The sequence below is a fragment of the Alienimonas sp. DA493 genome (assembly GCF_043951915.1).
Classification (GTDB): Bacteria; Planctomycetota; Planctomycetia; order Planctomycetales; family Planctomycetaceae; genus Alienimonas.
The window spans coordinates 1-22,593 of the sequence record NZ_JBINJD010000035.1 but is presented as its reverse complement, the minus strand read 5'-3'; the positions used below and the strand labels follow the sequence as shown (position 1 = coordinate 22,593).

At 71.3% G+C, this 22,593-nt stretch carries 16 protein-coding genes; 11 read left to right on the top strand and 5 right to left on the bottom strand.

Translation table 11 applies throughout. The features are described from left to right. Positions 1-47: 47 nt before the first annotated feature. Entirely contained in the window at positions 48-1,742 is a 1,695-nt protein-coding gene (groL, locus tag ACG2DA_RS07710; RefSeq protein ID WP_395254968.1) for a chaperonin GroEL, read from the bottom strand. A 303-nt stretch (positions 1,743-2,045) separates the two neighbouring features. Between groL and ACG2DA_RS07705 the strand changes: the two genes are divergently transcribed. After that, a complete protein-coding gene (locus tag ACG2DA_RS07705) occupies positions 2,046-5,537 on the top strand; it encodes a class I SAM-dependent DNA methyltransferase (protein ID WP_395254967.1) in 3,492 nt (1,163 codons plus the stop codon). A 179-nt stretch (positions 5,538-5,716) separates the two neighbouring features. Next, on the top strand, positions 5,717-7,216 hold the full coding sequence (locus tag ACG2DA_RS07700; RefSeq protein ID WP_395254966.1) for a sulfatase: 1,500 nt from the start codon (positions 5,717-5,719) through the stop codon (positions 7,214-7,216). A 28-nt stretch (positions 7,217-7,244) separates the two neighbouring features. Here the strand turns inward: ACG2DA_RS07700 and ACG2DA_RS07695 are convergent, their stop codons facing one another. Next, positions 7,245-8,555 (bottom strand): hypothetical protein, encoded by a 1,311-nt coding sequence (locus ACG2DA_RS07695; protein WP_395254965.1) that lies wholly within the window; start codon positions 8,553-8,555, stop codon positions 7,245-7,247. Between the two features lie 153 nt (positions 8,556-8,708). Between ACG2DA_RS07695 and ACG2DA_RS07690 the strand changes: the two genes are divergently transcribed. Then, positions 8,709-9,323, top strand: coding sequence for a tetratricopeptide repeat protein (locus ACG2DA_RS07690; protein ID WP_395254964.1), 615 nt, complete (start codon positions 8,709-8,711; stop codon positions 9,321-9,323). A gap of 202 nt (positions 9,324-9,525) precedes the next feature. Here ACG2DA_RS07690 and ACG2DA_RS07685 read toward each other — a convergent pair whose 3' ends face one another. Continuing rightward, on the bottom strand, positions 9,526-11,016 hold the full coding sequence (locus ACG2DA_RS07685; RefSeq protein ID WP_395254962.1) for a PQQ-binding-like beta-propeller repeat protein: 1,491 nt from the start codon (positions 11,014-11,016) through the stop codon (positions 9,526-9,528). A gap of 142 nt (positions 11,017-11,158) precedes the next feature. Between ACG2DA_RS07685 and ACG2DA_RS07680 the strand changes: the two genes are divergently transcribed. Then, the gene (locus tag ACG2DA_RS07680; protein WP_395254961.1) at positions 11,159-11,716 is read left to right on the top strand and encodes a metallophosphoesterase family protein; all 558 of its coding nucleotides are present in this window, start codon (positions 11,159-11,161) and stop codon (positions 11,714-11,716) included. Positions 11,717-11,719: 3 nt separating this feature from the next. Here ACG2DA_RS07680 and ACG2DA_RS07675 read toward each other — a convergent pair whose 3' ends face one another. Further along, complete coding sequence (locus ACG2DA_RS07675) at positions 11,720-12,769, bottom strand: hypothetical protein (RefSeq protein ID WP_395254959.1); 1,050 nt, start codon at positions 12,767-12,769, stop codon at positions 11,720-11,722. Positions 12,770-12,904: 135 nt separating this feature from the next. Between ACG2DA_RS07675 and ACG2DA_RS07670 the strand changes: the two genes are divergently transcribed. From ACG2DA_RS07670 to ACG2DA_RS07640, 7 genes are all read left to right on the top strand, one after another. Continuing rightward, positions 12,905-14,299, top strand: coding sequence for an SWIM zinc finger family protein (locus ACG2DA_RS07670; protein ID WP_395254958.1), 1,395 nt, complete (start codon positions 12,905-12,907; stop codon positions 14,297-14,299). Next, positions 14,296-15,909: a DUF5691 domain-containing protein gene (locus ACG2DA_RS07665; RefSeq protein ID WP_395254957.1), complete on the top strand. Its 1,614-nt coding sequence runs from the start codon at positions 14,296-14,298 to the stop codon at positions 15,907-15,909. Before ACG2DA_RS07670 ends, ACG2DA_RS07665 begins: the two co-directional genes overlap by 4 nt. 30 nt (positions 15,910-15,939) lie before the next feature. Next, positions 15,940-17,076, top strand: a complete 1,137-nt coding sequence (locus ACG2DA_RS07660) for an AAA family ATPase (RefSeq protein ID WP_395254956.1) — start codon at positions 15,940-15,942, stop codon at positions 17,074-17,076. A gap of 114 nt (positions 17,077-17,190) precedes the next feature. After that, positions 17,191-19,500, top strand: coding sequence for a DUF5682 family protein (locus tag ACG2DA_RS07655; protein ID WP_395254955.1), 2,310 nt, complete (start codon positions 17,191-17,193; stop codon positions 19,498-19,500). Between the two features lie 90 nt (positions 19,501-19,590). Continuing rightward, the gene (locus tag ACG2DA_RS07650; RefSeq protein WP_395254954.1) at positions 19,591-20,754 is read left to right on the top strand and encodes a VWA domain-containing protein; all 1,164 of its coding nucleotides are present in this window, start codon (positions 19,591-19,593) and stop codon (positions 20,752-20,754) included. A 12-nt stretch (positions 20,755-20,766) separates the two neighbouring features. Then, on the top strand, positions 20,767-21,441 hold the full coding sequence (locus tag ACG2DA_RS07645) for a DUF6891 domain-containing protein (RefSeq protein WP_395254953.1): 675 nt from the start codon (positions 20,767-20,769) through the stop codon (positions 21,439-21,441). A 144-nt stretch (positions 21,442-21,585) separates the two neighbouring features. After that, complete coding sequence (locus tag ACG2DA_RS07640) at positions 21,586-21,972, top strand: hypothetical protein (RefSeq protein ID WP_395254951.1); 387 nt, start codon at positions 21,586-21,588, stop codon at positions 21,970-21,972. A 16-nt stretch (positions 21,973-21,988) separates the two neighbouring features. Here ACG2DA_RS07640 and ACG2DA_RS07635 read toward each other — a convergent pair whose 3' ends face one another. Further along, positions 21,989-22,465: a hypothetical protein gene (locus ACG2DA_RS07635; protein ID WP_395254950.1), complete on the bottom strand. Its 477-nt coding sequence runs from the start codon at positions 22,463-22,465 to the stop codon at positions 21,989-21,991. Positions 22,466-22,593 lie beyond the last annotated feature (128 nt).

Here is a 22,593-nt window from a genome sequence, read left to right as displayed (position 1 = left end):
TTCGTGATTCCTCATTCGACATTCGTCATTCCCGGGGAGCGGTCGGCTCACATCATGCCGGGCATGCCCATGCCGCCCATGCCCGGCATGCCGCCGCCCATACCGCCCATGCCGCCGCCCATGCCGTCGTGGTCGTGGTCGTGGCCGCCCTCTTCGGGGTCTTCCGGCTCGTCGGCGATCAGACCGGCGGTGGTGGTCATCAGCATGGCGACCGACAGGGCGTTCTGCAGGCTGGTGCGAACGACCTTGGCGGGGTCGACCACGCCGGCCTCGATCAGGTCGCCGTACTTGTCGTTGAGGGCGTCGTAGCCGTAGTTGGCCTCGTCGTGCCGCAGCACGCGGTTGGCGACCACGGCGCCGTCCTCGCCGGCGTTTTCGGCGATGGTCCGCAGCGGCATGGACAGCACCCGCTGGACCAGCTCGGCGCCGTAGGTCTCGTCGCCGCTCAGCTCCAGACCCTTCAGGGCGGCGCTGCTCCGCAGCAGGGCCACGCCGCCGCCGGGCACGATGCCCTCTTCCAGCGCCGCCCGGGTGGCGGCGAGGGCGTCGTCGAACAGGTCCTTGCGCTCCTTCATCTCGGTCTCGGTGGCGGCCCCGACGTTAATCTGGGCGACGCCGCCGGCCAGCTTGGCGAGCCGCTCCTGGAGCTTCTCGCGGTCGTAATCGCTGTCCGTGTCCTCGATCTCGCGCTTGATCTGGGCCACGCGGCCGTCGATCGCCTCGTTCGTGCCGCCGCCGCGGACGACGATCGTCTTGTCGGACGAAATTCGGATCTTCTTCGCGGTGCCGAGGTCCTCGGTCGTGACCGCGTCCAGCTTGACGCCCAGGTCTTTAAAGATCGCCCGGCCGCCAGTCAGGACGGCGATGTCCTCCATCATGGCCTTGCGGCGGTCGCCGTAGCCCGGCGCCTTGACCGCGGCGACCTTGAGGATGCCCCGCAGCTTGTTGACCACCAGCGTGGCCAGGGCTTCGCCCTCGACGTCCTCGGCGATGATCAGCAGCGGGCGGCCGCTCTTGGAGATCTCCTCGAGCAGCGGCACCAACAGGCGGGCGCTGCTGATCTTCTCCTCGAAGACGAGGATGTACGGGTTGTCCAGGACGACTTCCTGCCCGTCCTCGTCGGTGACGAAGTGCGGGGAGAGGAAGCCGCGGTCGAACTCCATGCCCTCGACCAGGTCGACGGTCGTGTTGATCCCGCGGCCCTCTTCGACGGTGATCACGCCGTCTTTGCCGACCTTGATAAAGGCGTCGGCGAGGGTCTTGCCGATCTCCGGATCGTTGTTGCCGGAGATCGTGGCGACGGTCTGCAGCGACTTCTTGTCGGTCGCGTCGACCGGGGTGGAGATCGTGCCGAGGTGCTCCACGACCGCGTTGACGGCCTTCTGGGCGCCGCGGGCCATCTGGGTGGCGTCCACGCCGCTGGCCAGGAACCGCAGGCTCTCTTTGAAGAGGGCCTCGGCCAGCACGGTGGCGGTGGTGGTGCCGTCGCCGGCGGTGTCGTTGGTCTTGCTGGCGGCCTCCTTGACGAGCTGAACGCCCATGTTTTCGAAGGCGTCGTCCAGCTCGATATCCTCGGCGACGGTCACGCCGTCCTTGGTGATCTTGGGGGTGCCCCAGCCCTTGTCCAGCACCGCGTTGCGGCCGCGGGGGCCGAGGGTGCTTTTGACGGCCCGGGCCAGCTTTTCGACCCCGGTGAGGAGGTGCTTGCGGGCGTCGTCGTCGAATTCCAGCAGCTTGGCCACGGGGATCGGTTCCTGTTCAGAGATACGGGACGGGGAGACGGATGATTCGATCGCCGGCCGCCGGGGTTCCGCCGCGTCCGGCGGCGGCTGCCGAGGGGACGATCGGGGCGGACCGGGAGCCGCGACCCTTCCCTCCTGCACGCCGCGGGCCGAATCCGGGGCCGCCCGACGGAAGTGACCGCATCGCATCGGGATGCGCTCGCCGTCGTCTCGTCCGATCGCGCCGGTCCTGCCGATGTGGCAGCGGACGGCGCGGCCCCGGTACCTTCCGACCGCCCCGCCCCTGCCTGCTCGCCCGTCGCCGTGCCGTCCCCCGCCGAGCCGCCCGCCGCCCCGTCGCCCGCCGCCGATCCCGCGGCCTTCATTGCGAAATGGTCCGCCAGCGGCGGGGCGGAGACGGCGAACAGCCAGTCGTTCCTGCGGGACCTCTGCGACCTGCTGGGCGTCCCCCGCCCGGACCCCGCCGTGCCGGAGACGGCGGAGAACCGCTACACCTTCGAGCGGGCCGTCAAACAGTACGCGGGGGAGCAGAGCGCCACGAACTTTATCGACCTGTATAAAGCCGGCTGCTTCGTGCTGGAAAGCAAGCAGGGCGCCGACGCCCCCGCCGGGCCGAAGCCGCTGTCGGCGGAGAAGGCCGGCGGCCGGCGGAAGTCCGGCACGGCCCGCCGCGGCACCGGCACCTGGGACCGGGCGATGCTGAAGGCCCGCAACCAGGCCGAACGCTACGCCAAACTCGTCCCGGACTGGCCGCCGTTCCTCATCGTCTGCGACGTCGGCCACTGCCTGGACCTGTACGCGGACTTCTCCGGCACCGGCAAGCACTACCGGCCGTTTACGGAGGCGCTGCCCGAGGGGCGAAGCCACCGGGTGCGGCTGGCGGACCTCGCCGACCCGACCGTCCGGGCCGTGCTCAAGGCCGTCTGGACGGACCCGGCGTCGCTGGACCCGGCCCGGCGCAGCGCCCGGGCGACGCGGGAACTGGCCGCCAAATTGGCCGAACTGGCGAAGCGGTTGGAGCAGGGCGATTCTCCGCACCCCGCCCGGGCGCCGGCGGAGGTCGCCGGGTTTTTAATGCGGTGTCTGTTCACCATGTTCTGCGAGGACGCCGGCCTGCTGCCGAAGGACTCCTTCACGGCCCTGCTGGAACGCTGCAAAACCGACCCGGAGGTCTTCCCCGACGCCGCCGAGCGCCTGTGGACGGATATGGACGAGGGCGCCAAATACTCCGGCGTGACCGGCGGGCGGGTGCGGCACTTCAACGGGTCGCTGTTTAAAGACCGCACCGCGTTGCCGCTGTCGGCGGACGGGGTCACGCTGCTGTGGGAGGCGGCCCGGGCGGACTGGACCGACGTGGAGCCGGCGATCTTCGGCACCCTGCTGGAGCGGGCGCTGGACCCGGCCGAACGCCACAAACTCGGCGCCCACTACACCCCGCGGGCCTATGTGGAACGGCTGGTGTTGCCCGCGGTGGTCGAGCCGCTGCGGGAGGAGTGGGAGGCCGTGCGGGCCGCCGCCGCCGGGCAGTTCGGCGCCGGCGACGCCGACGCCGCCCGCGCCGCGGTTCGGGCGTTTCACGAGCGGCTGTGCGACCTGCGGATTCTGGACCCGGCCTGCGGCAGCGGGAACTTTTTGTACGTCGCCCTGGAGCACCTCAAGCAGTTGGAAGGGGAGGTCCTGGGCACGCTGCGGGAGTTCGGCGAGGAGACGCAGACCCTCACGGACACGGTCGGGCCGCACAACGTCCTCGGGATCGAATTAAACCCCCGGGCCGCGGCGATCGCGGAGTTGGTCGTCTGGATCGGCTATCTGCGGTGGCACCTGGCGACGCGGGGCGTGGAGACCCTGCCGGACCCGATCCTCAGTTCGCAACGCACGATCGAGCACCGCGACGCCGTGCTGGCCTACGACGCCCGCACCCCCCGCCTGGACGAGCAGGGCGCGCCGATCACCACCTGGGACGGCCGCACCACCAAACCGCACCCCGTCACCGGGCAGGAGGTCCCCGACGAAACCGCCCGCGTCCCGGTCTACGACTACCAAAACCCCCGCCCCGCGGAGTGGCCCCAGGCCGACTACATCGTCGGCAACCCGCCGTTCGTGGGGAACTTCAAGATGCGGCAGGACCTCGGCAGCGGCTACGTCGAAGCGCTGCGGGGAGCGTATAAAGCCCTGCCCGAAAGCTGCGATTTGGTGATGTACTGGTGGCACCTCGCCGCGGAGACGGTCCGCACCGGCGGGGCGAAGCGGTTCGGATTCATCACGACGAACAGCCTGCGACAGACCTTCAACCGGCGTGTCGTGGAGCCGCACCTTTCCGAAGCTAAGCAACCGCTCTCGCTGGCGTTCGCAATCCCCGATCACCCCTGGGTCGACGCGGCGCTGGGCGCGGACGTCCGTATCGCCATGACCGTCGGCGTTCCCGGCGAGGCGGAGGGGCAGTTGTTGAAGATCGCCCTCGAAAAAGGCGGCGGCGAGGAGGGGGCGGAGGTGGAGTTCAGCGCTCGCTTCGGCCCGATCTGGCCCAACCTCACCATCGGGCCGAACTTGGGAGCCGTGATGCCGCTTGATGCAATGGCCGGTTTAAGTTCGATGGGCGTCAAACTCCACGGAAAGCATTTCGAGCTTTCGTCCGACGAATATGAATCATTCGGCAAAGACAGCCCGTTCGTATTTCCGTACGTCGGCGGGCGAGACTTAGCACAAGACCGAAAGGCCCGCTACGTGATCGACCTATATGGCCTTACGGCAGACGAAGCTCGGCGAAAATGTCCCGCTTCGTATCAGCATGTCGTCGACAACGTGAAGCCCCACCGGGATCAGAACAGACGCGCAACATACCGCGACAATTGGTGGATCTTCGGCGAGCCCCGTAGTCAACTCCGCAAGGCAATCGCGGGACTTCATCGTGTTATTGTGACGGCTCGAACTGCCAAACATCGAATTTTCCAATTCGATTCGGCCGAAACGCGGTTTGAGAGTGAGGTTGTGACGATTGCGGACGAGGACGCCCTAACTTTCGGGGTGCTGTCAAGCAGGGTTCACACAGTTTGGTCACTGGCTCAGGGCGGCCGTATGGGGATCGGGAACGATCCTCGATATAATAATTCTCGCTGCTTCGATCCGTTCCCGTTCCCCGCCGCGACGGACGAACAGGCCGAACGCATCCGGGACCTCGGGGAGCAATTGGACGCCCACCGCAAGCGGGTTCAGGCCGAACACCCGGATTTGACCCTCACCGGGATGTATAACGTGCTGGAGGCGTTGCGGGCCGGGGAGGCGTTGACGGACAAGCAGCGGGACGTGCACGACCGTGGGCTCGTGGGGGTGTTGCGGGCGTTGCACGACGATCTCGACGCCGCCGTCGCCGACGCCTACGGCTGGCCGGTCGATCTGCCCGACGAAGACCTGCTCGCCCGGTTGGTCGTCCTCAACGCCGAGCGCGCCGCCGAGGAGGCCCGCGGGCAGATTCGCTATTTGCGGCCGGAGTTCCAGGACCCCGACGGCGCCGCCGCCCGGGCCGCGGAGGCCAAACGGCAACGGTCGCTGACCGGGGAGGCGGCCGCCCCGCCGCCGCCCGCCGCCGCGGTTCGCAAGTGGCCGCCGAAGTCCGATCCGGTCGCCCAGTACCGGGCCGTGCGGGGCGTGCTGGCCGCCGCCGACCGCCCGCTGGCGCCGGCGGACGTCGCCGCGTTCTTCAAAGGCGCCGGTCCGGCGAAGGTCGCCCCGGTGCTGACCGTGCTGGCGGACCTCGGCCACGCCGGCCGCACCGAAGACGGCCGCTACACGGGGTGAGCCCTCCGCAACCAACCTGAAGCGTCAGCGAGGCGTGCGACTCACCCACCTCGCTTGCGCTTCGGGCTCACGGGAGGCGGCGCCGGCCGACTTGGCGGGGCGGCGCCGGAGCCGGCTACGCTGGGCCCGCGCCGCCGTCCGCGGCGTCGCCGCTCCCCGCTCGTTCCGTGGTGTCGCTCATGCGTTCGTCGCTCCGTCTGTCCCTCCTGATCGCCGCGGGGTTCGCCGCGGGCGTTCCCCTCGCCGCCGCCGAGCCGGCCGCCGCCTCGGCGGACCCGCCGGCGAAACGGCCGAACGTGCTGCTGCTCTATATCGACGATCTGCGGCCGCAGACGGCCGACTACGGCCATCCGCAGATGGTCACGCCGCACTTCACCCGGCTGGCGGAGAACGGCGTGCGGTTCGAAAGCGCCTACTGCCAGGTGCCCACCTGCGGCGCCAGCCGGGCGAGTTTAATGACCGGCCTCTACCCCACCCGCGAGCGGTTCCCCAACTTCCTCACCTGGGCCGAACGCGACGCCCCGGGCGCCAAGACGCTGCCGCAGCGGTTCAAGGAGGCGGGGTATACGACGATCAGCAACGGCAAGGTCTTTCACCACCCCAAAGACACCGCCGACCGCAGTTGGAGCGAAACCCCCTGGAAGCCCGCGATCGGCGGCCGGCATTATTACAACGACGCCACCGAAGCGTGGATGAAGACGAACGAGGCGACCCGCAAACTGCCGAACGGGAAGACCGTTAAGAAGGTCCCGATGTGGGAGGCCGGCGAGGTCGACCCGCTGGAGACCAGCGACGGCCTGATCGCTTCAAAAACGATGGACGACCTGGACCGGCTGGCCGCCTCCGGCGAGCCGTTCTTCCTCGCCTGCGGCTTCGCCAAGCCGCACATGCCCTTCTTCTCCCCGGAGGAGACCTACGCCCTCTATCCCCGCCGGGACATTGAGCTGGCGGAGTACCGCGGCTGGCCGGAGCCGAAGCCGGCGGGGCTCCGCGGCGTGAAGGAGCAGTTCGCCTACGTGCCGATGACTTTGGACATGAAATTCGAGGTGAAATACAACTCCGACGACTACCACCGCCGGATGCGGCAGGGGTACTACGCCTCCGTCTCCCACGCCGACGATTTATTGGGCCGGGTGACGGCCAAACTGGAGGAGACCGGGCTGGCGGAGAACACCGTGGTCGTCGTGCTGGGCGACCACGGCTGGCTGCTGGGCGAGCACGATCAGTGGGCCAAAAACACCCTGCTGCACGAGGCCCTGCGGACCGCCCTGTGGTTCCGCGGCCCCGGCGTCGCCCGGGGCGCCGCGGTCCCGAGTCACGTCGAATTCGTTGACATTCACCCCACCCTCTGCGAAATGGCCGGCATTGAAATCCCCGCCGGCGAGGTGCACGGCGAAAGCTTCGCGCACGTGCTGACGGACCCCGCCGCCCCGCACCGCGACCACGCCTATATCCGATTCGGCCCCGGCGACGCCGTCGTGAGCGACGCGTATCACTACGTCCGCTACCGCCAGCCGAACGGCGAACGGTCAGCGTTATTGATCGACCGGAAGAACGACCCGCTCCACACGGCGAACCACGCCGGCGACCCGGCGTACGCCGCCGCCGAGGCCGACATGGCCGCCAAACTGGACGGCAAGATCGCCAAGGCGACCGGCGGCGGGGACGACGCGGAATAGCGCGTTTTCCGCCCGCCGGGCGGGCGCCCTATTCTGCGATGTCCGCTTCCACGTCCACTTCGAGGGCCGGCGGGTCCACGTCGAGGGCCGGCGGGCCGTCGGCCTCATCAACAACGGGGTCGGCCACGTCCGGGCGGTCGGCGGCCTCCTCGGCTTGGCGTTGGGCGGCGATCGCGGCGAGGTCGAGTTTCTCGCCGGGGAGGGTGCGGAGGTCGGCGAACAGTTCCACGATCTGGCGGTGCACCGCGTCGGTCTGGCGGATCACCAGCGCCGCCCGGCCGGTGCCGGCGGGGCCGGTCGCCAGCGCTTCCAGGCTGCCGCCCTCGCCGTCGATCTCCTCCCAGCCGCCGCCGGCGTCGAGGCCGCCGGTGGTGGTCTGGATCAGGTCGATCAGCGGTTGGAAGTCGTAGCCGTAGACGGCGTCCTGCGGGTCGCCGGGAAGCAGCTCGAGGCGTTTTTCGAAGAACTTCAGCCGGGCCTCCCACTCGGCGGCGGCCCGGTCGGCGGCGGTGACCGCGGCCTGTCCGGTCCCGAACTGGACCGCCCCCAGCGTCGGCACGCTCAGCGCCGCCGGGCCGGCGACGCCCGGGGGAAGGGCCGGCAGGTTGAACGCCCCCCCGCCGAACCCGCCGGCGCCGCGGCCGCCGCCCATCCCGCCGCCGAATCCGCCCCCCATTCCGCCGCTCATTCCGCCTTGGCCGCCCATTCCTCCGCCCATCCCGCCGGGCAGCGGGGTGGGGGCGTAGGCGTCCAGCAGCAGGCCGGCGCTGGCGGCCCGGGTGGAGCGAAACCGCACCAGGTCCCGCACGTCGTAGACGCGGGTGACGAGGCGATCCTCGGCGTAGTCCTCCGTGGTGACGCGCAGCAGGCCGCCGTCGTTGATCGCCGTCAGCGGGACGTCCTGCACGCTTTCCAGCAGCAGGCCGAGGGCCCGGCGGACGGTGATCGGCACGGCGGACGGCACCGCCGGCTGGTCGCCGAGGATCACGTCCCGCAGGTCCAGCCCCTCGCGTTCCAGCCGCGGGCGGTCGAGGAAGATCGGCAGGTCGGTCCGTTCGCCGAACTGCTCCAGGGCCTCGGCGAGGCTGTCGCCCCGCCGGGCGATCGGCTCGCCCTCCGGCAGCACGTCCGCCGCCCGGCGGCCCAGCAGTTCCTCGAGCTTCGCCTCCGCCTCCGTCCGCACGGCCCGCTGCCCGATGATGCCGTCCTCCACCTCCGAGGTCGTCGCTTCGGCCTCGATCGGGGAACCGGGGGAGGCGCCCTCCTGCCCGGCGGCGGGGAGTGCGGCGAACTGAAGAACCGCCGCCGCGAGGGCGCCGGCGAGGGGGCGAGCGAACATGGCGTCGGTCCGGCGAACGCGGCACGAAGAGGGGAGGTCGACCAGCCTAGCGGCCGCCGGGACCTGTCGGGAGGGGACGGTTCAGGCCGCCGGGGCGACTCGACGGCCCGGGTTCGCCTTGGCGGTTCGCGCGCGAACCGCTATCCCCCGCGGATGCTCGGGCGAACGACCGTTGCCGTTCTGGGGAGCGCCGCGCTGGCGGCGGCGCTCTCGGGCTGTCATCAACTCGCCGGGCATCGGGCGAACATGCGGGGCAAGGCCCTGTACGCCCAGGGACGGACCGCCGCCGCCGCGGAGGAGTTCCGGCGGGCGGCCCTCGACGACCCCGCCGAGGCCGATTACCGCCACAACCTCGCCGCCGCCACGCAGCGGCTCCGCGGCCCCGGGCCGGCGGAGACTCTCTACAAGCAGACGCTGGCCCTCGACCCGGACCACCAGCCGACCGTTCACAAGCTGGCCGAGCTGTATCTGAACACCGGCCGCCCGCAGTTGGCCCGCGACCTGACCGCCCGCTGGGCGACGGCCCGCCCCGGCGACCCGCGGCCGCACGTGGAGGTCGCCTACGTGTTGAACCGCACCGGCGACCCGGCCGGCGCCGAACGGGCGCTGCGGACGGCGCTCGCCGTCGACCCGAACCACGCGATCGCCCTGGCGAACCTCGCCGACCTCCAGGCCCGCACCGGCCGCCTCCGACAGGCGGCCCAGACCGCCGCCGCGGCGAAGCGGAAGGACTGGACCGTCAAAACGTCGGCGGACGTGCGGCGGTAACGAACGTCGTGTTCTCCCCTTTCCCTTGAGGGAGAGGGGCCGGGGGTGAGGGTGAGCGCACGGTTCGCCCGCTCCCGCTCTCTGCGGTGACAGACCGTCAGAGAGTGAAGCAAACCGGTATTGAGCGTGCGGAAGTCACCGCCCCCTCACCCCCGACCCCTCTCCCCCAAAAGGGGGGCGAGGGGAGTTTAATTTCTCGCCCTCACTTCGTCAGGTCGTAGCAGACGAGGTGCTTGCGGAGGCGGAGGTATACGCGGCCCTCGTCGACGGCCGGGCTGGCGCAGTCCAGCAGGCCGACGCGGGTGATCTCCCGGTCGTACTTCGCCACGCCCTCCGGGTCGCCGAGTTCCACGTTCAATTCCTCCCGCCATTGATCCTCCGTTTTCGCCAGGCCGTCCGGGCCGACGGAGAGGTCGTAGCGGGGGCGGAAGTCCTCGCCGGTCAGGTCGAAGGCCAGTAGGCGGCCGAACGTATAGAGGCCGACGCCGCCGTCCGGCGTGACGAGGGCTGCGGGGGACGTATAACGCGGCTTGGCGAGGTCCAGCCGGGCGGTCCACAGGCCGGCACCGTCTTCGAGGCTCACGCAGTCCAACCGGCGGTCGCCGGGGGCGAGCACGAGGCCGCCGGCGACGACCGGCGTGGCGCCGGGGTCGGAGAGTTTTTGATAGGCCCACCGCAGTTCGGGCTCCTCGGCGCCGTGCAGGGCGTAGCAGCGCAGGCCGCCCTTGCGGCTGCCGCCGAAGGTCAGCAGGCGGGGCTCGCCGGCGGCGGTCGTGACCACCGGCGAGGAGCGGGAGGCGCCGGTCTCCTCCAGCCGCCACGCCTCGGCGCCGTCGGCGAGGTCCGCGGCGACGGTCGCGCCGCCGTTGACGTTGACGATCGCCAACCCGTTCCAGATCGCCGGGCTGGAGTCGCGGCCGCCGAGGTCCGCGTTCTCCCACAGGAGGGCGCCGTCGGCGAGGTTCACGGCGTAGAGACCGTCGGCCAGAACGACGATCGTGCCGCCGCCCTCGCCGTCTTCCAGCACGGCGGGGGAGGAGGAGATCTGCTCCCCGTCCACCTCGCCCGGCAGGGTCGTTTCCCACGCCTTTTCGCCGGTTTTGAGATCCAGCGCCCGCATGACGCGGTCCCCGCCGAGGCAAACTAATTTGCCGCCGGCCGCCGCCGGAGTGCTGGACTGCGGAAAGCGGGTGACGGCGGCGTCGCGCTCGTTCGTCCACAGCGTCTCGCCGGTGGCGGCGTCGTAGCAGTGCACGACTTCGCGGCCGGTGAAGGCGGCCTTGCGGCGCTCGAGCGCCTCCGCCCGGCGGTTGCGTTCGTATTCGTTCAACTCCTCCTCGGCGAAGTCGTCCTCCTCATCCTCCGAGAGGTTGGGGTACTTCGGCGGGGGCAGTTCGACGCCCTCCTTCTTCACCCGGCCGGCGACCGCCAAAAAGACCCGCCCGTCGGCGACCACCGGGCTGGACCAGCCGCCGCTGGCGCCGTCGATCTCCCGGATCCACGTCGGCTTGAGGCCCTCGGCGGGGGCGTCGGTCCGCAGGGCGGGGGCGTCGGCGGGCAGGGGGATGGCGCCGGTGCGGTCCGGGCCGCGCCACTGGGACCAGTCCTCGCCCTCCGCGGCGGCGCCCGGCGAGGCGGTCAGGCCGAGCAGGCAGAGGCCGGCGAGGACGGGGGCGAGGCGCGGTCGGAGCATCGAACCGATCGGGGGGAGGAGCGGGGAGGGGGCGGGCAGCCTGGGAGGGTATTGTGCCCGTTCCGGCTTCGCCCCCGCGGATCGCCCCATCCCGTCGTCCGCCGTTTCCCCGCCGTCTTTCCCCCCGCATTCCCGGCCCGCCGTGACCCGACTCGCCGTTCTCTCGGACACCCACGGCCGCGTGCCGGAGACCGTCGCGGCGCTGACCGTGCTGAACGCCCACGCCCCGGACCTCTTCCTCCACTGCGGGGACGTGGGCGGCGGGCGCTACTCCCCCCACGGCGTCTTGAACGCCCTGAGCCGCGTCGCCGACGGCCGGCCGGTGTCCCTCGTCCCCGGCAACAACGACCGCGACCCAGCCCTCCTCGCCGCCCTCTCCGAAGAACGCGGCTTCCACTACGGCGACCCAGTGTTAATAGAGCGGGACGGCCTCCGCATCGGCATGACGCACGGCACAACCTGGGAGCAGGACGACTTCGCCGCGCACGGCGTCGACGGCGAACACTGCGATTTGATCCTCAGCGGCCACACCCACCGGCCGGCGTGGGAGCGGAAGAGCTTCGGCGACCGGACGGTGTATTTATTAAACCCCGGCGCCTGCTGGCGGGCCAGCCCCCGCACCGTCGCCCTGCTGGACCTGCCGCCCCAGGACCCGACGAAGTGGAAGCCGACCTTTTTGGAGGTGCCGCGGCCGGGGTAAATCTCACCCCAGTTCCAACACCCGCCGGCCGAAGGTGTAGCCGATCGTCGGGGCGGCGTCGCCGGCGAACCCGCAATAAAACGGCTCCCGCCACGCCGTCGCCAGCGGGAGCCAGCCGGCGAGGAAGCCCTCGCCGCCGCAGATCGCACAGCCGCCGTCCCCGCCCCGCGTGCCGACGACGACGCCGGCGGAGCCCTCAACGACCTCCCGCTGATAAGGGTCTTCGGCGATGTGCAGCCCCAGGGCGTTCGGGCGGCGGTGGAGGTCCCAGTCGGATTGAAAACCCTCCGCCGGCCGCTCCAGCGTGCCGCCGGAGAGGGCCCATTCCCGCTGCCACGCCGCCTCCGCGGGGCTGACTTCGGTCGGGTAGCGGTCGTCCGGCACGTGGTCGCCCCAGCGCCACAGGGTCGTCGCCCCGCCGCCGCACAGGCGCTCCCATTCGTCGTCGGTCGGAAAGCGGAAGCCCTCCGCCCGCACCGTCCGCGACAGGCCCTCCGGCGTGAGGGGGCCGGCCCGGTGGGCCGTGAGGGCGCCGTCCTTCCCCGCCCGCACCCGCACGGCGGAGTCCCCCCGGTGCGCAGTGATCTCCCGCGCCCCGGGGCGGGCCTCGTCCAGGGAGCGGAGGGCCTCCTGTACGTCGGGGTCGCCGAGGTCAGCCGGCTCCCAGCCCAGTTCCGTCGCGGCCGCCTCGACCAGCAGCGGCGGCAGAACCGCGGTCCGCACCGGCGTAACGACCTCCGCCACCCGGGCCGCCGGGTCCGGGGCGAGGTCGAAGTCCTCCGCGGTCCGGGCCCAGCTTTCCGCCTCCGCGGCGGTCGGCGTCCAGGTCGAGGCGTCGAACCCCAGCCGGGCCTCCCCGCCGGGGACGAACGCCCACGCCCGTCCGCCCGGCCCGGTGAAGCGGGCGGTTTCTCCGGCGACGTCGCCCAGCTCGTGCCGGGCCACGTCCGCGAAGGCAAAACCGGTCGGCAACGCCGCCGCCAACCGCCGGCCAAACGCCGCTTTCTCCCCGGCCGACAGGGCGGCCCACGAGACGCAATCTGGCGGATTCATGGCGGACCTCGGGGCCGATCCGGCCGGGGAGGAAATTTCCGATTCGTTTCGCAAACTGCCCGTATCGGGGTTGCGACGACAACTGAACGTGCGCACACTTCGTTCGTTCCCGGCCGTTCACCGAGGTTCGTCGCCGTGTCGTCCGCCGTGCTCACCGTCGAATGGGCCGAGGGGCTCTCCCCCGACGCGGCGAGTTTGAAGAACGGTCGCAAGCTGGCGAATCAGGCGGCGAAGTGGAGCGACCGCGGCCGGTCCGACGCCGCCCTGTGGGGGGCCTTTCAGGGCAGCGGCAAAACGCCGTATCAGGTGCGGGTCGATCTGGCCGGGCCGGCGTGGAAATGCAGTTGCCCCAGCCGCAAGCTGCCCTGCAAGCACGCGCTCGGCCTGCTGATCGGCGCCGCGGGCAGCGACGCCTTCTGCCCTGCCGGCGACCCGCCGGACTGGGTTGCGGAGTGGCTTTCCAAGCGCGCCTCCACCGCCCAGGCCAAGGCGACCAAGGCGGCCGCGCAGAAGAAGCCGGCCGACCCCAAAGCCCAGGCCAAACGCCGGGCCGCCCGCGAACGGAAGATCGCCGACGGGCTGGATCGGCTGACCCTCTGGCTGGACGACCGCTTGCGGCAGGGGCTGGCGGAACTGGAAGTCGCCGGCCCCGGTCCCTTTGAGGAGCAGGCCGCCCGGTTGGTGGACGCCCAGGCCCCCGGCCTCGCCGCCCGGATGCGGGCCCTCTCCGAGATCCCCGGCAGCGGCCCAGACTGGCCGGACCGGTTGCTCGCCGGCTTCGCCTCGCTGCGGTTGCTGATCGTCGCTTATCAAAACCAGGACGGTCTGCCGGAGGGGCTGCGGGAGGACGTCCGCTCCCTGATCGGTTGGAATCGGACGGAACGGGAGACGATCGACTCCGGAGAGAGAGTCAATGACGCCTGGTTGACTCTCGGGTCGATCGAGTGGGAGGAGGACCGCGTTCGCGGCCGACGCACGTGGCTGAAGGGGATCGCGACCGGCCGGACGGCGGAGGTGGTGCAGTTCTCCGCGTACGGGGGATACGGCGGCGGGCAGGGGTTTGCGGAGACCTTCGTGGACGGCTGCGTGCAGGCGATGGAGTTGGCCTTTCATCCCTCCGCGGCCCCCCGTCGGGCGGTGGTCGTCGGCCGCGAGGCGGAGCCGGTCCCCGTGCCGCTGCCGCCGGGGACGGGCGTCGCCGGCCTGCTGGACGAGACGGCCGACGAACTGGCCGCCTGCCCGTTTCGCACAATATTTGTAGGGGTTCTGTCCGGCGTCACGCCGCTGGTCGGCGGGGGCGGCGCGGCCGACGGGTGGTGGCTGCGGGACGAGGACGGCGCCGGCGTGCGGTTGGCCCGGGGCGACTGGTGGGAGCTGCTCGCCGAGAGCGGCGGCCGTCCGCTGACGGTCGCCGGCGAATACGCCACCGACGCCCCCGGCGGCCCGCGGTTCCGCCCGCTGCGGTGGGACGCCGGCGTGCCCGAGGGGGGCACCCCCGGACCGGCCGACACCGCGGGGGGAGAACGATGAACGACCGCACCCGCTCCGCCGTCGTCGGCCTCGCCAAGGCCGGCCCCGCCGCGGAGGCGACTCCCGAGGAACTCCCGTTTGTCTCTCGGGAGGGAGACACAGCGGAGACGCGGTTCCTGCTCGCCGCCGCGGCGGAGGATCTTTGGACGGACGCCGGGCGGGAACCCGCGTCGGCCCCGGAGCCGCCTGAACCCTGCGAGCCCGACCCCGGCCCCGCCCCGCCCGCGGGGTTGGAGACGGTCGCCGCGGCCGCCTGCGACGGGGACGCGGCCCTGCTGCGGGAGCTGTGCGAGCGCCTCGCCGACCGCGGGATGAGCCTGCCGCCGCGGACGTTGCCGGCGGCGTTCGAGGCCGCCGCCGCCACGCGGAACCGCGGCGGGTCCGCCGCCGCCCGGACGGCCGTCGCCCGGGCCGCCGGCCCCCGCGGCCGCTGGCTCGCCGGCTTCAATCCGGACTGGACCTGGGTGTTGGAGCAGGACGTCGGCTCCGCCGCCGGCGGGGACGCCGACTTCGCCGAAGCGTTCGCCGCCGACCACTTCGGCACGCGCAAGCTCGCCCTGCAACGCTGGCGGGCCGCGGACCCCGCCGCCGCCCGGGCCGCGTTGGAGGAGACTTGGAAGGGCGAAACCGCCTTCCGCCGGGCCGCCCTGCTGGAGACGTTCGAAGCCGGCCTGTCGTCCGCGGACGAGCCGTTCCTGGAGGCGGCGCTGTCCGACCGCAGCAAGGCCGTGCCGGCGATCGCGGAGCGTCTGCTCCTCGGCCTGCCGGACTCCGCCTTCGCCCGCGCCCGCCGGCAGGCCGCGGACGTGCTGCTGGCGCTGGAAGTCGGCCGCAAGGCGAAGCTGGTCGTCACGCTGCCGCCCGCAGCCGGGCAGCAGATCGAAGGGGACGGGGGCATTGACTGGGGCGTGTTGGCGACGGATCCCCCGAAAGGAACGCGGGCCGGCCGCGGCGTGCGGGCCGAACGGTTGGTGCGGGCGCTCGGCGGCGTGCCGCCGTCGCACTGGACGGACCGGTTCGGGCGGGAGCCCGCGGAGCTGATCGCCCTGGCGGAGCGGGCGGAGCACGGCGAGGACGTGCTCGCCGGCTGGATCGCCGCCGCCGCCCGGTTCGCGTCGACCGATCCGACCGTCGCCGCCGAGTGGGCGCCGGCGCTGTCGGAGTGGACCGTCGCCCAATTGAACCGCCCCCGTCGCGGCAAAAAGAAGTCCGAGGGGGGCCTGCCGGCGGCGGGGGAGTCGCTGACCGAACTGATCGCCGCCCTCCCGCCGGCCGCCGCGGCCGCGTTCGTCCAACCCCTGCTGACGACGAAGGCGGCGGCGAAGTCGCCGGAGGCGTTGGGGGCGCTGCTCTGGGACGCGGTGCCGGCCCCCTGGCCGGACGACTTCGCCCGGGCCGTCGTCGCCACGGTCGAGGCCGGCGGCGGCAAACAGTGGCACCACTACTGGAAGTGGCAGGAGCCGATCGTCTGTTTGCTCGAACGGCTCCCGCCGGCCGTGCTCGCGGAACTGCCCCCCGGCTGGCCGATGCCGCACGACCCGCCCGCGTGGCTGGACCGGGCCTCCGCCGCGGCCCAACTGCGGCGCCGCATTCACGAACTGCTCCCTTAATTCCCCCTGTCCTTCCTCCCGGAACGAACGATGGCCGCCCAGAAGAAATCGCCCCCGGCGCCCGCGGGGAACAAGCCGAAGGTCGATCAGGGCACGGTTCTGCGGCGCCACGCTGAGGAGCAATACGCCGACGAACTGGCCGCCCTCGCCGCCGTCGACGACCGGCCCAAACCGCCGAACTGGAACCTCTCCCCCTGGGCGGTGAAGACCTATTTATTGGGCGGCACGCTGGAGGACGGCACGGAGATCACGCCGAAATACGTGGGCAACGAACGCCTGATCGAGATCGCCGTCGCCACCCTCGCCACCGACCGGGCGCTGCTTTTATACGGCGTGCCCGGAACCGCGAAGAGTTGGGTCAGCGAACACCTCGCCGCGGCGATCTGCGGGAACAGCACGTTATTAATTCAAGGCACCGCCGGCACGGACGAGTCGGCGCTGCGGTACGGCTGGAACTACGCCCGCCTGCTCGCCGAGGGGCCGAGCGAGGCGGCGATGACGGAGTCCCCCATGCTGCGGGCGATGGCCACCGGGGCGATCTGCCGGGTCGAGGAACTGACCCGCATCCCCAGCGAGGTGCAGGACACGCTCATCACCATTCTCTCCGAAAAGGCCCTGCCGGTTCCCGAATTGAACACGGAGGTACAGGCGCAACGCGGCTTCAACGTGATCGCCACCGCCAACAACCGCGACCGCGGGGTGAACGAACTCAGTTCGGCGTTGATGCGGCGCTTCAACACCGTCGTGCTGCCGGTGCCGGACAACCTGGAGGACGAGGTCGAGATCGTCCGCAGCCGCAGCGAACAACTCGGCCGGGCCCTGGAACTGCCGGCGGAGGCCCCGGCGCTGGAGGAGGTCCGCCGGGTGGTGACCGTCTTCCGCGAACTCCGCGACGGCCTGACCGACGACGGCAAGACGAAATTAAAGAGCCCCAGCGGCACGCTGTCCGCCGCGGAGGCGATCAGCGTGGTCAACAGCGGCGCCGCGATGGCGGCGTTCTACGGCGACGGCAAATTGAACGCCCGCGACCTCGCCAGCGGCATCACCGGGGCGATCGTCAAGGACCCGGTGCAGGACCGCGTGGTCTGGCAGGAATATCTGCAAACCGTCGTCAAGGAACGCGACGGCTGGGGCGACTTCTACCGCGCCTGCCGGGAGGCGCTGTGACGGGAAGCGTCATATTCCAAGAACTCAAGAACCAAATCACGGCGTCGGCGTCGCCCGTTGGTTCTTGAGTTCTTGGTCTTGGAATTTCGCCAATGACCCGCGTCGTCCTCTCAAATGTCCGACCCCGCCCCCGTCAAACTCTTCGGCGTCCGCCATCACGGCCCCGGGTGCGCCCGGGCGTTGGGGGCGGCGTTGGACGAATATCGGCCGGACGCCGTGCTCATCGAGGGCCCGCCGGAGGGGAACGACCTCATCCCGCTGCTGGCCCACCCGGCGTTCGTCCCGCCGGCGGCGCTGCTGGTGCATCCGGCGGACGACCCCTCCAAAGCCGCGTTCTACCCGCTGGCGGAGTATTCGCCGGAACTCGCTGCCGCCCGCTGGGCGCTCCACAACAATGCGGAGGTCGAGTTCATCGACCTGCCGATGACGCACCAATTCGGCCTGGAGGAGGCGGAGACGCCGGAGGGCGACGTGCTCCCGAGAGAACGGGACGAAGAAAACGACGTGCCGCCGAACGGCGACGGCGAAGCGAAGAAACCGCACCCCATCCGGGCCGACCCGCTGGGCTGGCTGGCGAAAGCGGCGGGGTACGACGACCGGGAGCGCTGGTGGGAACAGCAGGTCGAACAGCGGCGGGACGCCGCCGGGCTGTTCGACGCGATCGCCGAGGCGATGACCGAACTCCGCACCGCCGCGGAGGCCGAATTAGAAGACGTCGGCGACGGCCCGGACGACTCCCGCGACGCCCTCCGCGAGGCCCACATGCGGCGCCGGCTGCGGGCGGCGGTGAAGGCGGGGCACGGCCGCGTCGCCGTCGTCTGCGGGGCGTGGCACGTCCCGGCCCTCGCCGACCCCGGCCCGGACAAGCCGGACCGGGAGCTTTTAAAAGGGCTGCCGAAGGTCAAAACCGCGGCGACGCTCTGCCCGTGGACGAACGACCGCCTCACCCACGCCAGCGGCTACGGCGCCGGGATCGAAAGCCCGGGGTGGTACGGCCATCTCTGGCAAAACGTCGATCAACCCGCGATCGGCTGGGTCACGCGGGCCGCCCGGTTGTTACGAGAGGAGGGTCAGGACGCCAGCAGCGCCGGGGTCATTGAAGCGGTCCGCCTCGCCGACGCCCTCGCCGCCCTGCGGGGGTTCTGCGCCCCGGGTTTGAGCGAACTGTCTCAGGCGATCCTCGGCGTGCTCTGCCACGGCGAGCCGGCCCCGCTGGCGCTGATTCGTCGTAAATTAGAGGTCGGCGACGAACTCGGCTCCGTCCCCCCGGACGCCCCCGCCGTCCCGCTGCAACAGGACCTCGAAGCGACGCAGAAGCGCCTGCGGTTCAAACCGACCGGCGAGAAAAAGCAGGTCACGCTCGATTTGCGGAAGGAGACCGATCTCGAACGCAGCCGTTTATTGCACCGGCTGACGATCCTCGGCGTGCCCTGGGGGACGCGGGGCCACGAAAGCGGCACGGGCACCTATAAAGAGGCTTGGACGCTGAACTGGCGGCCGGAGTTCGCCGTGCGGGTGATCGAGTCGAACCGCTACGGCGGCACGGTTCCCGCGGCGGCGTCTGCCAAACTCACGGAGCACGCCGGGGGGAACGACGGGCTGGCCGATTTGGTCGAACGTCTGGACGCCGCCCTGCTGGCCGACCTGCCGGAGGCCGTGGGGCTGCTGGTGGCCCGGGTGCGGGACGCCGCGGCGGTCGCCGCGGACGCCGCCGGGCTGGCCGCCGCGATCCCGCCGCTGGCCCGCGTGGCCCGCTACGGGGACGTGCGGGGGACCGGGGGGCAGGAGCTATTGCCCGTGTTGCGGGGGATGCTGGAACGCTATTTCGTCGGTCTGCCGCCGGCCTGCCGGTCGTTGGACGATGAGGCCGCCGCCGCGGCGCTGGCCGGGGCCGAAGGCGTACATACGGCCCTCAAGACGCTCGAACTGAACGAAGAGGCGGAGGAGTGGCGGGGCGTGCTGTTCGCCCTGACGAACGCAGACGAGGTTCACGGTCTGCTCCGCGGGTGGGCGGCCCGCACGCTGTTGGAGGAGCGGGCGATCGACGCCGAGGAACTCGCCCGCCGGGCCCGGTTGGCGTTGGCCGCCGCCTCCGAACCGGCCGCCGCCGCCGCGTGGGTGGAGGGGCTTCTCAGGGGCTCGGCGAAGGTGCTGCTTTATGAAGACGCCGTCTGGGCGGCGCTGGACGGCTGGCTGGGCACGCTGGACGACGAGCGGTTTCTCGAAGTCTTACCGCTGCTCCGGCGGTCCTTCGCCCACTTCTCCCACCCGGAGCGGCGGGAGATGGGCGAGCGGGTGAAGACCCTCTCCGGCGCCGGCGGAACCACGGCAGCCAAAACCCTCGCCGCCGGTCCGGCGGTGGACGAGGAGCGGGCGCGGCGGGTGATCCCGGTGTTGAAACTGATATTGGGAACGCCCCCGTAGGGTCCGCTCCGCGGACCGTTTTGAGCGATTCACGACCTATTGGAAAACGGTCTGCACAGCGGACCCTACGTCACAGCGGAGCCGATCGCGATGACCGCCGAAGAACGCCGCCGCCGCTGGCGCCTGATCCTCGGCTCGCCCGCCGAGGAATCCTGCGGGGGGCTGTCCCAGGGCGACGCCGGCGTGGACGGGTGCCTCGCGGCTCTCTACGACGCCGGGCAGCGGCCGGACGGCTCGTCGCAGCGGCGGGCCGGGCTGGGGGGCTCCCACCCCAACGTCGCCCGCTGGCTGGGCGACGTGCGGGGGTATTTCCCCAAGTCGGTCGTGCAGGTCATGCAGCGGGACGCGCTGGACCGGCTGCACCTCACCCGGATGCTGACGGAGCCGGAACTCCTGGAAACCGTCGAGGCCGACGTGCACCTCGTCGGTACGCTGCTCTCGCTGGGCAAGGCCCTGCCGGCCCAGTCGCGGGAGACCGCCCGGGCCGTGGTGCGGAAGGTGTGCGAAGAACTACAAAAGAAGCTCGCCGAGCCGATGCGGCAGGCCGTGACGGGCGCCCTCAATAAAGCGGTGCGGAATTACCGCCCCCGGGCCGCGGAGATCGACTGGGACCGCACGATCCGCAAGAACCTGCACAATTATCTGCCGGAGACCGGCACGGTCGTCGCGGAACGGCTCGTCGGCCACGGCCGCAAGCGGTCGGCGATGAAGGACGTAGTGCTCTGCGTGGACCAGAGCGGCTCGATGGCCACCAGCGTCGTGTACAGCGGCATCTTCGGCGCCGTGCTGGCCAGCCTGCGGGCGGTGAAGACGAGCATGGTCGTGTTCGACACGTCCGTCGTGGACCTCACCGAACTGGCCGGCGACCCGGTCGATCTGTTGTTCGGCACGCAACTGGGCGGCGGGACGGACATTAATCGGGCCCTCGCCTACTGCCAGGGGCTGATCGACCGGCCGGAGAAGACGGTGTTCGTCCTCATCACGGACCTCTACGAGGGCGGCAACAACCAGCAGATGCTTCGCCGGGCCGCGGAGATCGTGGAGAGCGGCGCCCGGGCGGTTTGTTTGCTGGCGCTCTCCGACGAGGGCGCCCCGATGTTCGATCAGAACAACGCCCGGGCGCTGTCGGAGTTGGGCATTCCCAGTTTCGCCTGCACCCCGGACCTGTTCCCCGACCTGATGGCCGCCGCCCTCAAGGGCGACGACCTCACCGGCTGGGCGGGCGGGCACGACATCAAACTGGCCGGAGTGTGATAGACTATGCCTATGCCGTTCAAATTCCCGTTTGCCGACCGCTTCTTCCCGCCGGCCCGCGGACCGGCCGGGGAGGCGACGCTGCCGCCGGACGTCGCCGACGACCTGCGGCGTTACGTTCGGGAGTACGTCCGTGCGGGGTTCCTCCCCGCCGAGGACATCCCCGCCCAGGCCGCCGACGTGCTGTTGGGCGAAGCGGACGCGGCGGTCCTGCTGAAGGCGGCGGAAGGGTACTTGGCCCAAGAAGTCGCCGCTCACGCGGCGGAACAGGTTGATTGGCCGGCAGTGACGGACTGCGACCGGCTGGACGCGGCCTTCGCGGCGCTGGAGGCGGCCGGCGTGGTCTGCCGGCAGAACTTTAGTTGTTGCGGGAACTGCGGCGTCGCGGAGATTGGAGCCGAGATGGACGGGGCCGCCGCGGCCGGAAAGCGGATCCGCGGGTACGCCTTTTATCACATGCAGGACACGGAATCGGCGGTCGACGGCTACGGACTCTGTCTCAATTACGGCCCGCGGTGGGAGGAGGGGCTGACCGACGCGGACTACGCCCCGCGAGCGACGGCAATCGGGCGGGAGGTCGCCGCCGCGCTCGCCGACGCCGGGCTGGCGGTCGACTGGGACGGTTCGCTGAATCGGCGGATCAGCGTCACGCTCGATTGGAAACGCCGCCAACCGGCTACGGCGTGATCGCCCCGTGGCGACGGCTTGAGGCGCCGGTTACCGTCGCCGCGTTCGCCGTTCCCCGCACCCGCCCGCCGCCGTTTGAGCCGATCCGCTTCGTCCTCCCGTCGCCCCGTCTCTCATCGCTCCCGGCGGCCGCCGGCGCGGGCGGTGGTGGAGTTGCTGGGGGTCGTCGGCGACGCCGGGGCGACCGGGATCAGCACCGGCAAAGGCTGGGAGCTGGAGTTCACCCTCAACCCCTGGCGGCCGGCGCCGCCGGCCCGGCCGATCGCCGATCCGCCGGAGAACCCCCTGCGGGACGCGGACAACGTGCAAGGGGCCCCGCTGCGGGTGCGGGGGCCGGTCGTGCCGGAGCAACTCGACGGGCTGGTCGCGGACCTCGCCCCCGGCCGCACGGTGCGGGTGGCGGCGGCGCTGTCCGACCCGGCGAAGGTGGAGGCAATGAGCGACGGGGCGGACGTCTGGGCGAAGCTGGACGAGGTGATCGGCGTCGAACCGCCGGACGACCGGCTGGAGGCCGCCGAGCAGGCCGGCTGATCTCGCCTCCGGGCGCTCAGCCGTAGCCCGGGGGCGGGCGGCGGACCGGGCGGCGCTTCTTGCGGGGTTGCGGCCGGACCGGGCGTTCGCTTTCTCGCACGGTCTGTCCGTGGAGTTCCGCGTCGAGCTTCCGGAACAGGAACGCCCCGCCGACGATCGCGGCTTCCGCCAGGACGAACAGCACGGCGATCCACGTCCGGTCCGTCAACGTGAAGCCGATCACCCACGGGAGGTTGGGGATCTGGACCACGCCGTTCCAGAGGAACGCGAGCAGCGCCCCGATCATCAACCGCAGCCCGGCGCTGCGGTTGCGGCGGAGGCCGCCGGGGGAGGCGTCCTCGTCCGGGGCCTCGACCGACGCCCAGCCGTCGGCCTCGGCGGCGTACTCCGCCGCCGCCACGCCCCAGGCGAACAGGGCCACGACGACGGCCAGAATGACGGCGGTTTTCGTCAGCGACAGCCCCGTGCCGTAGGTGTCGGTTTCGTCGCTCATGGACCGCTTTTGAAGGGGAAATCCGACCGGTCGATCCTGATGCGTTCGCGGTCCGCGTTCAAGCAGTCCCCGGCGTGGTGCGGACGGCACCCCTCCGACGGCCGGACCCCGGAAATGGCAGCCCGAGG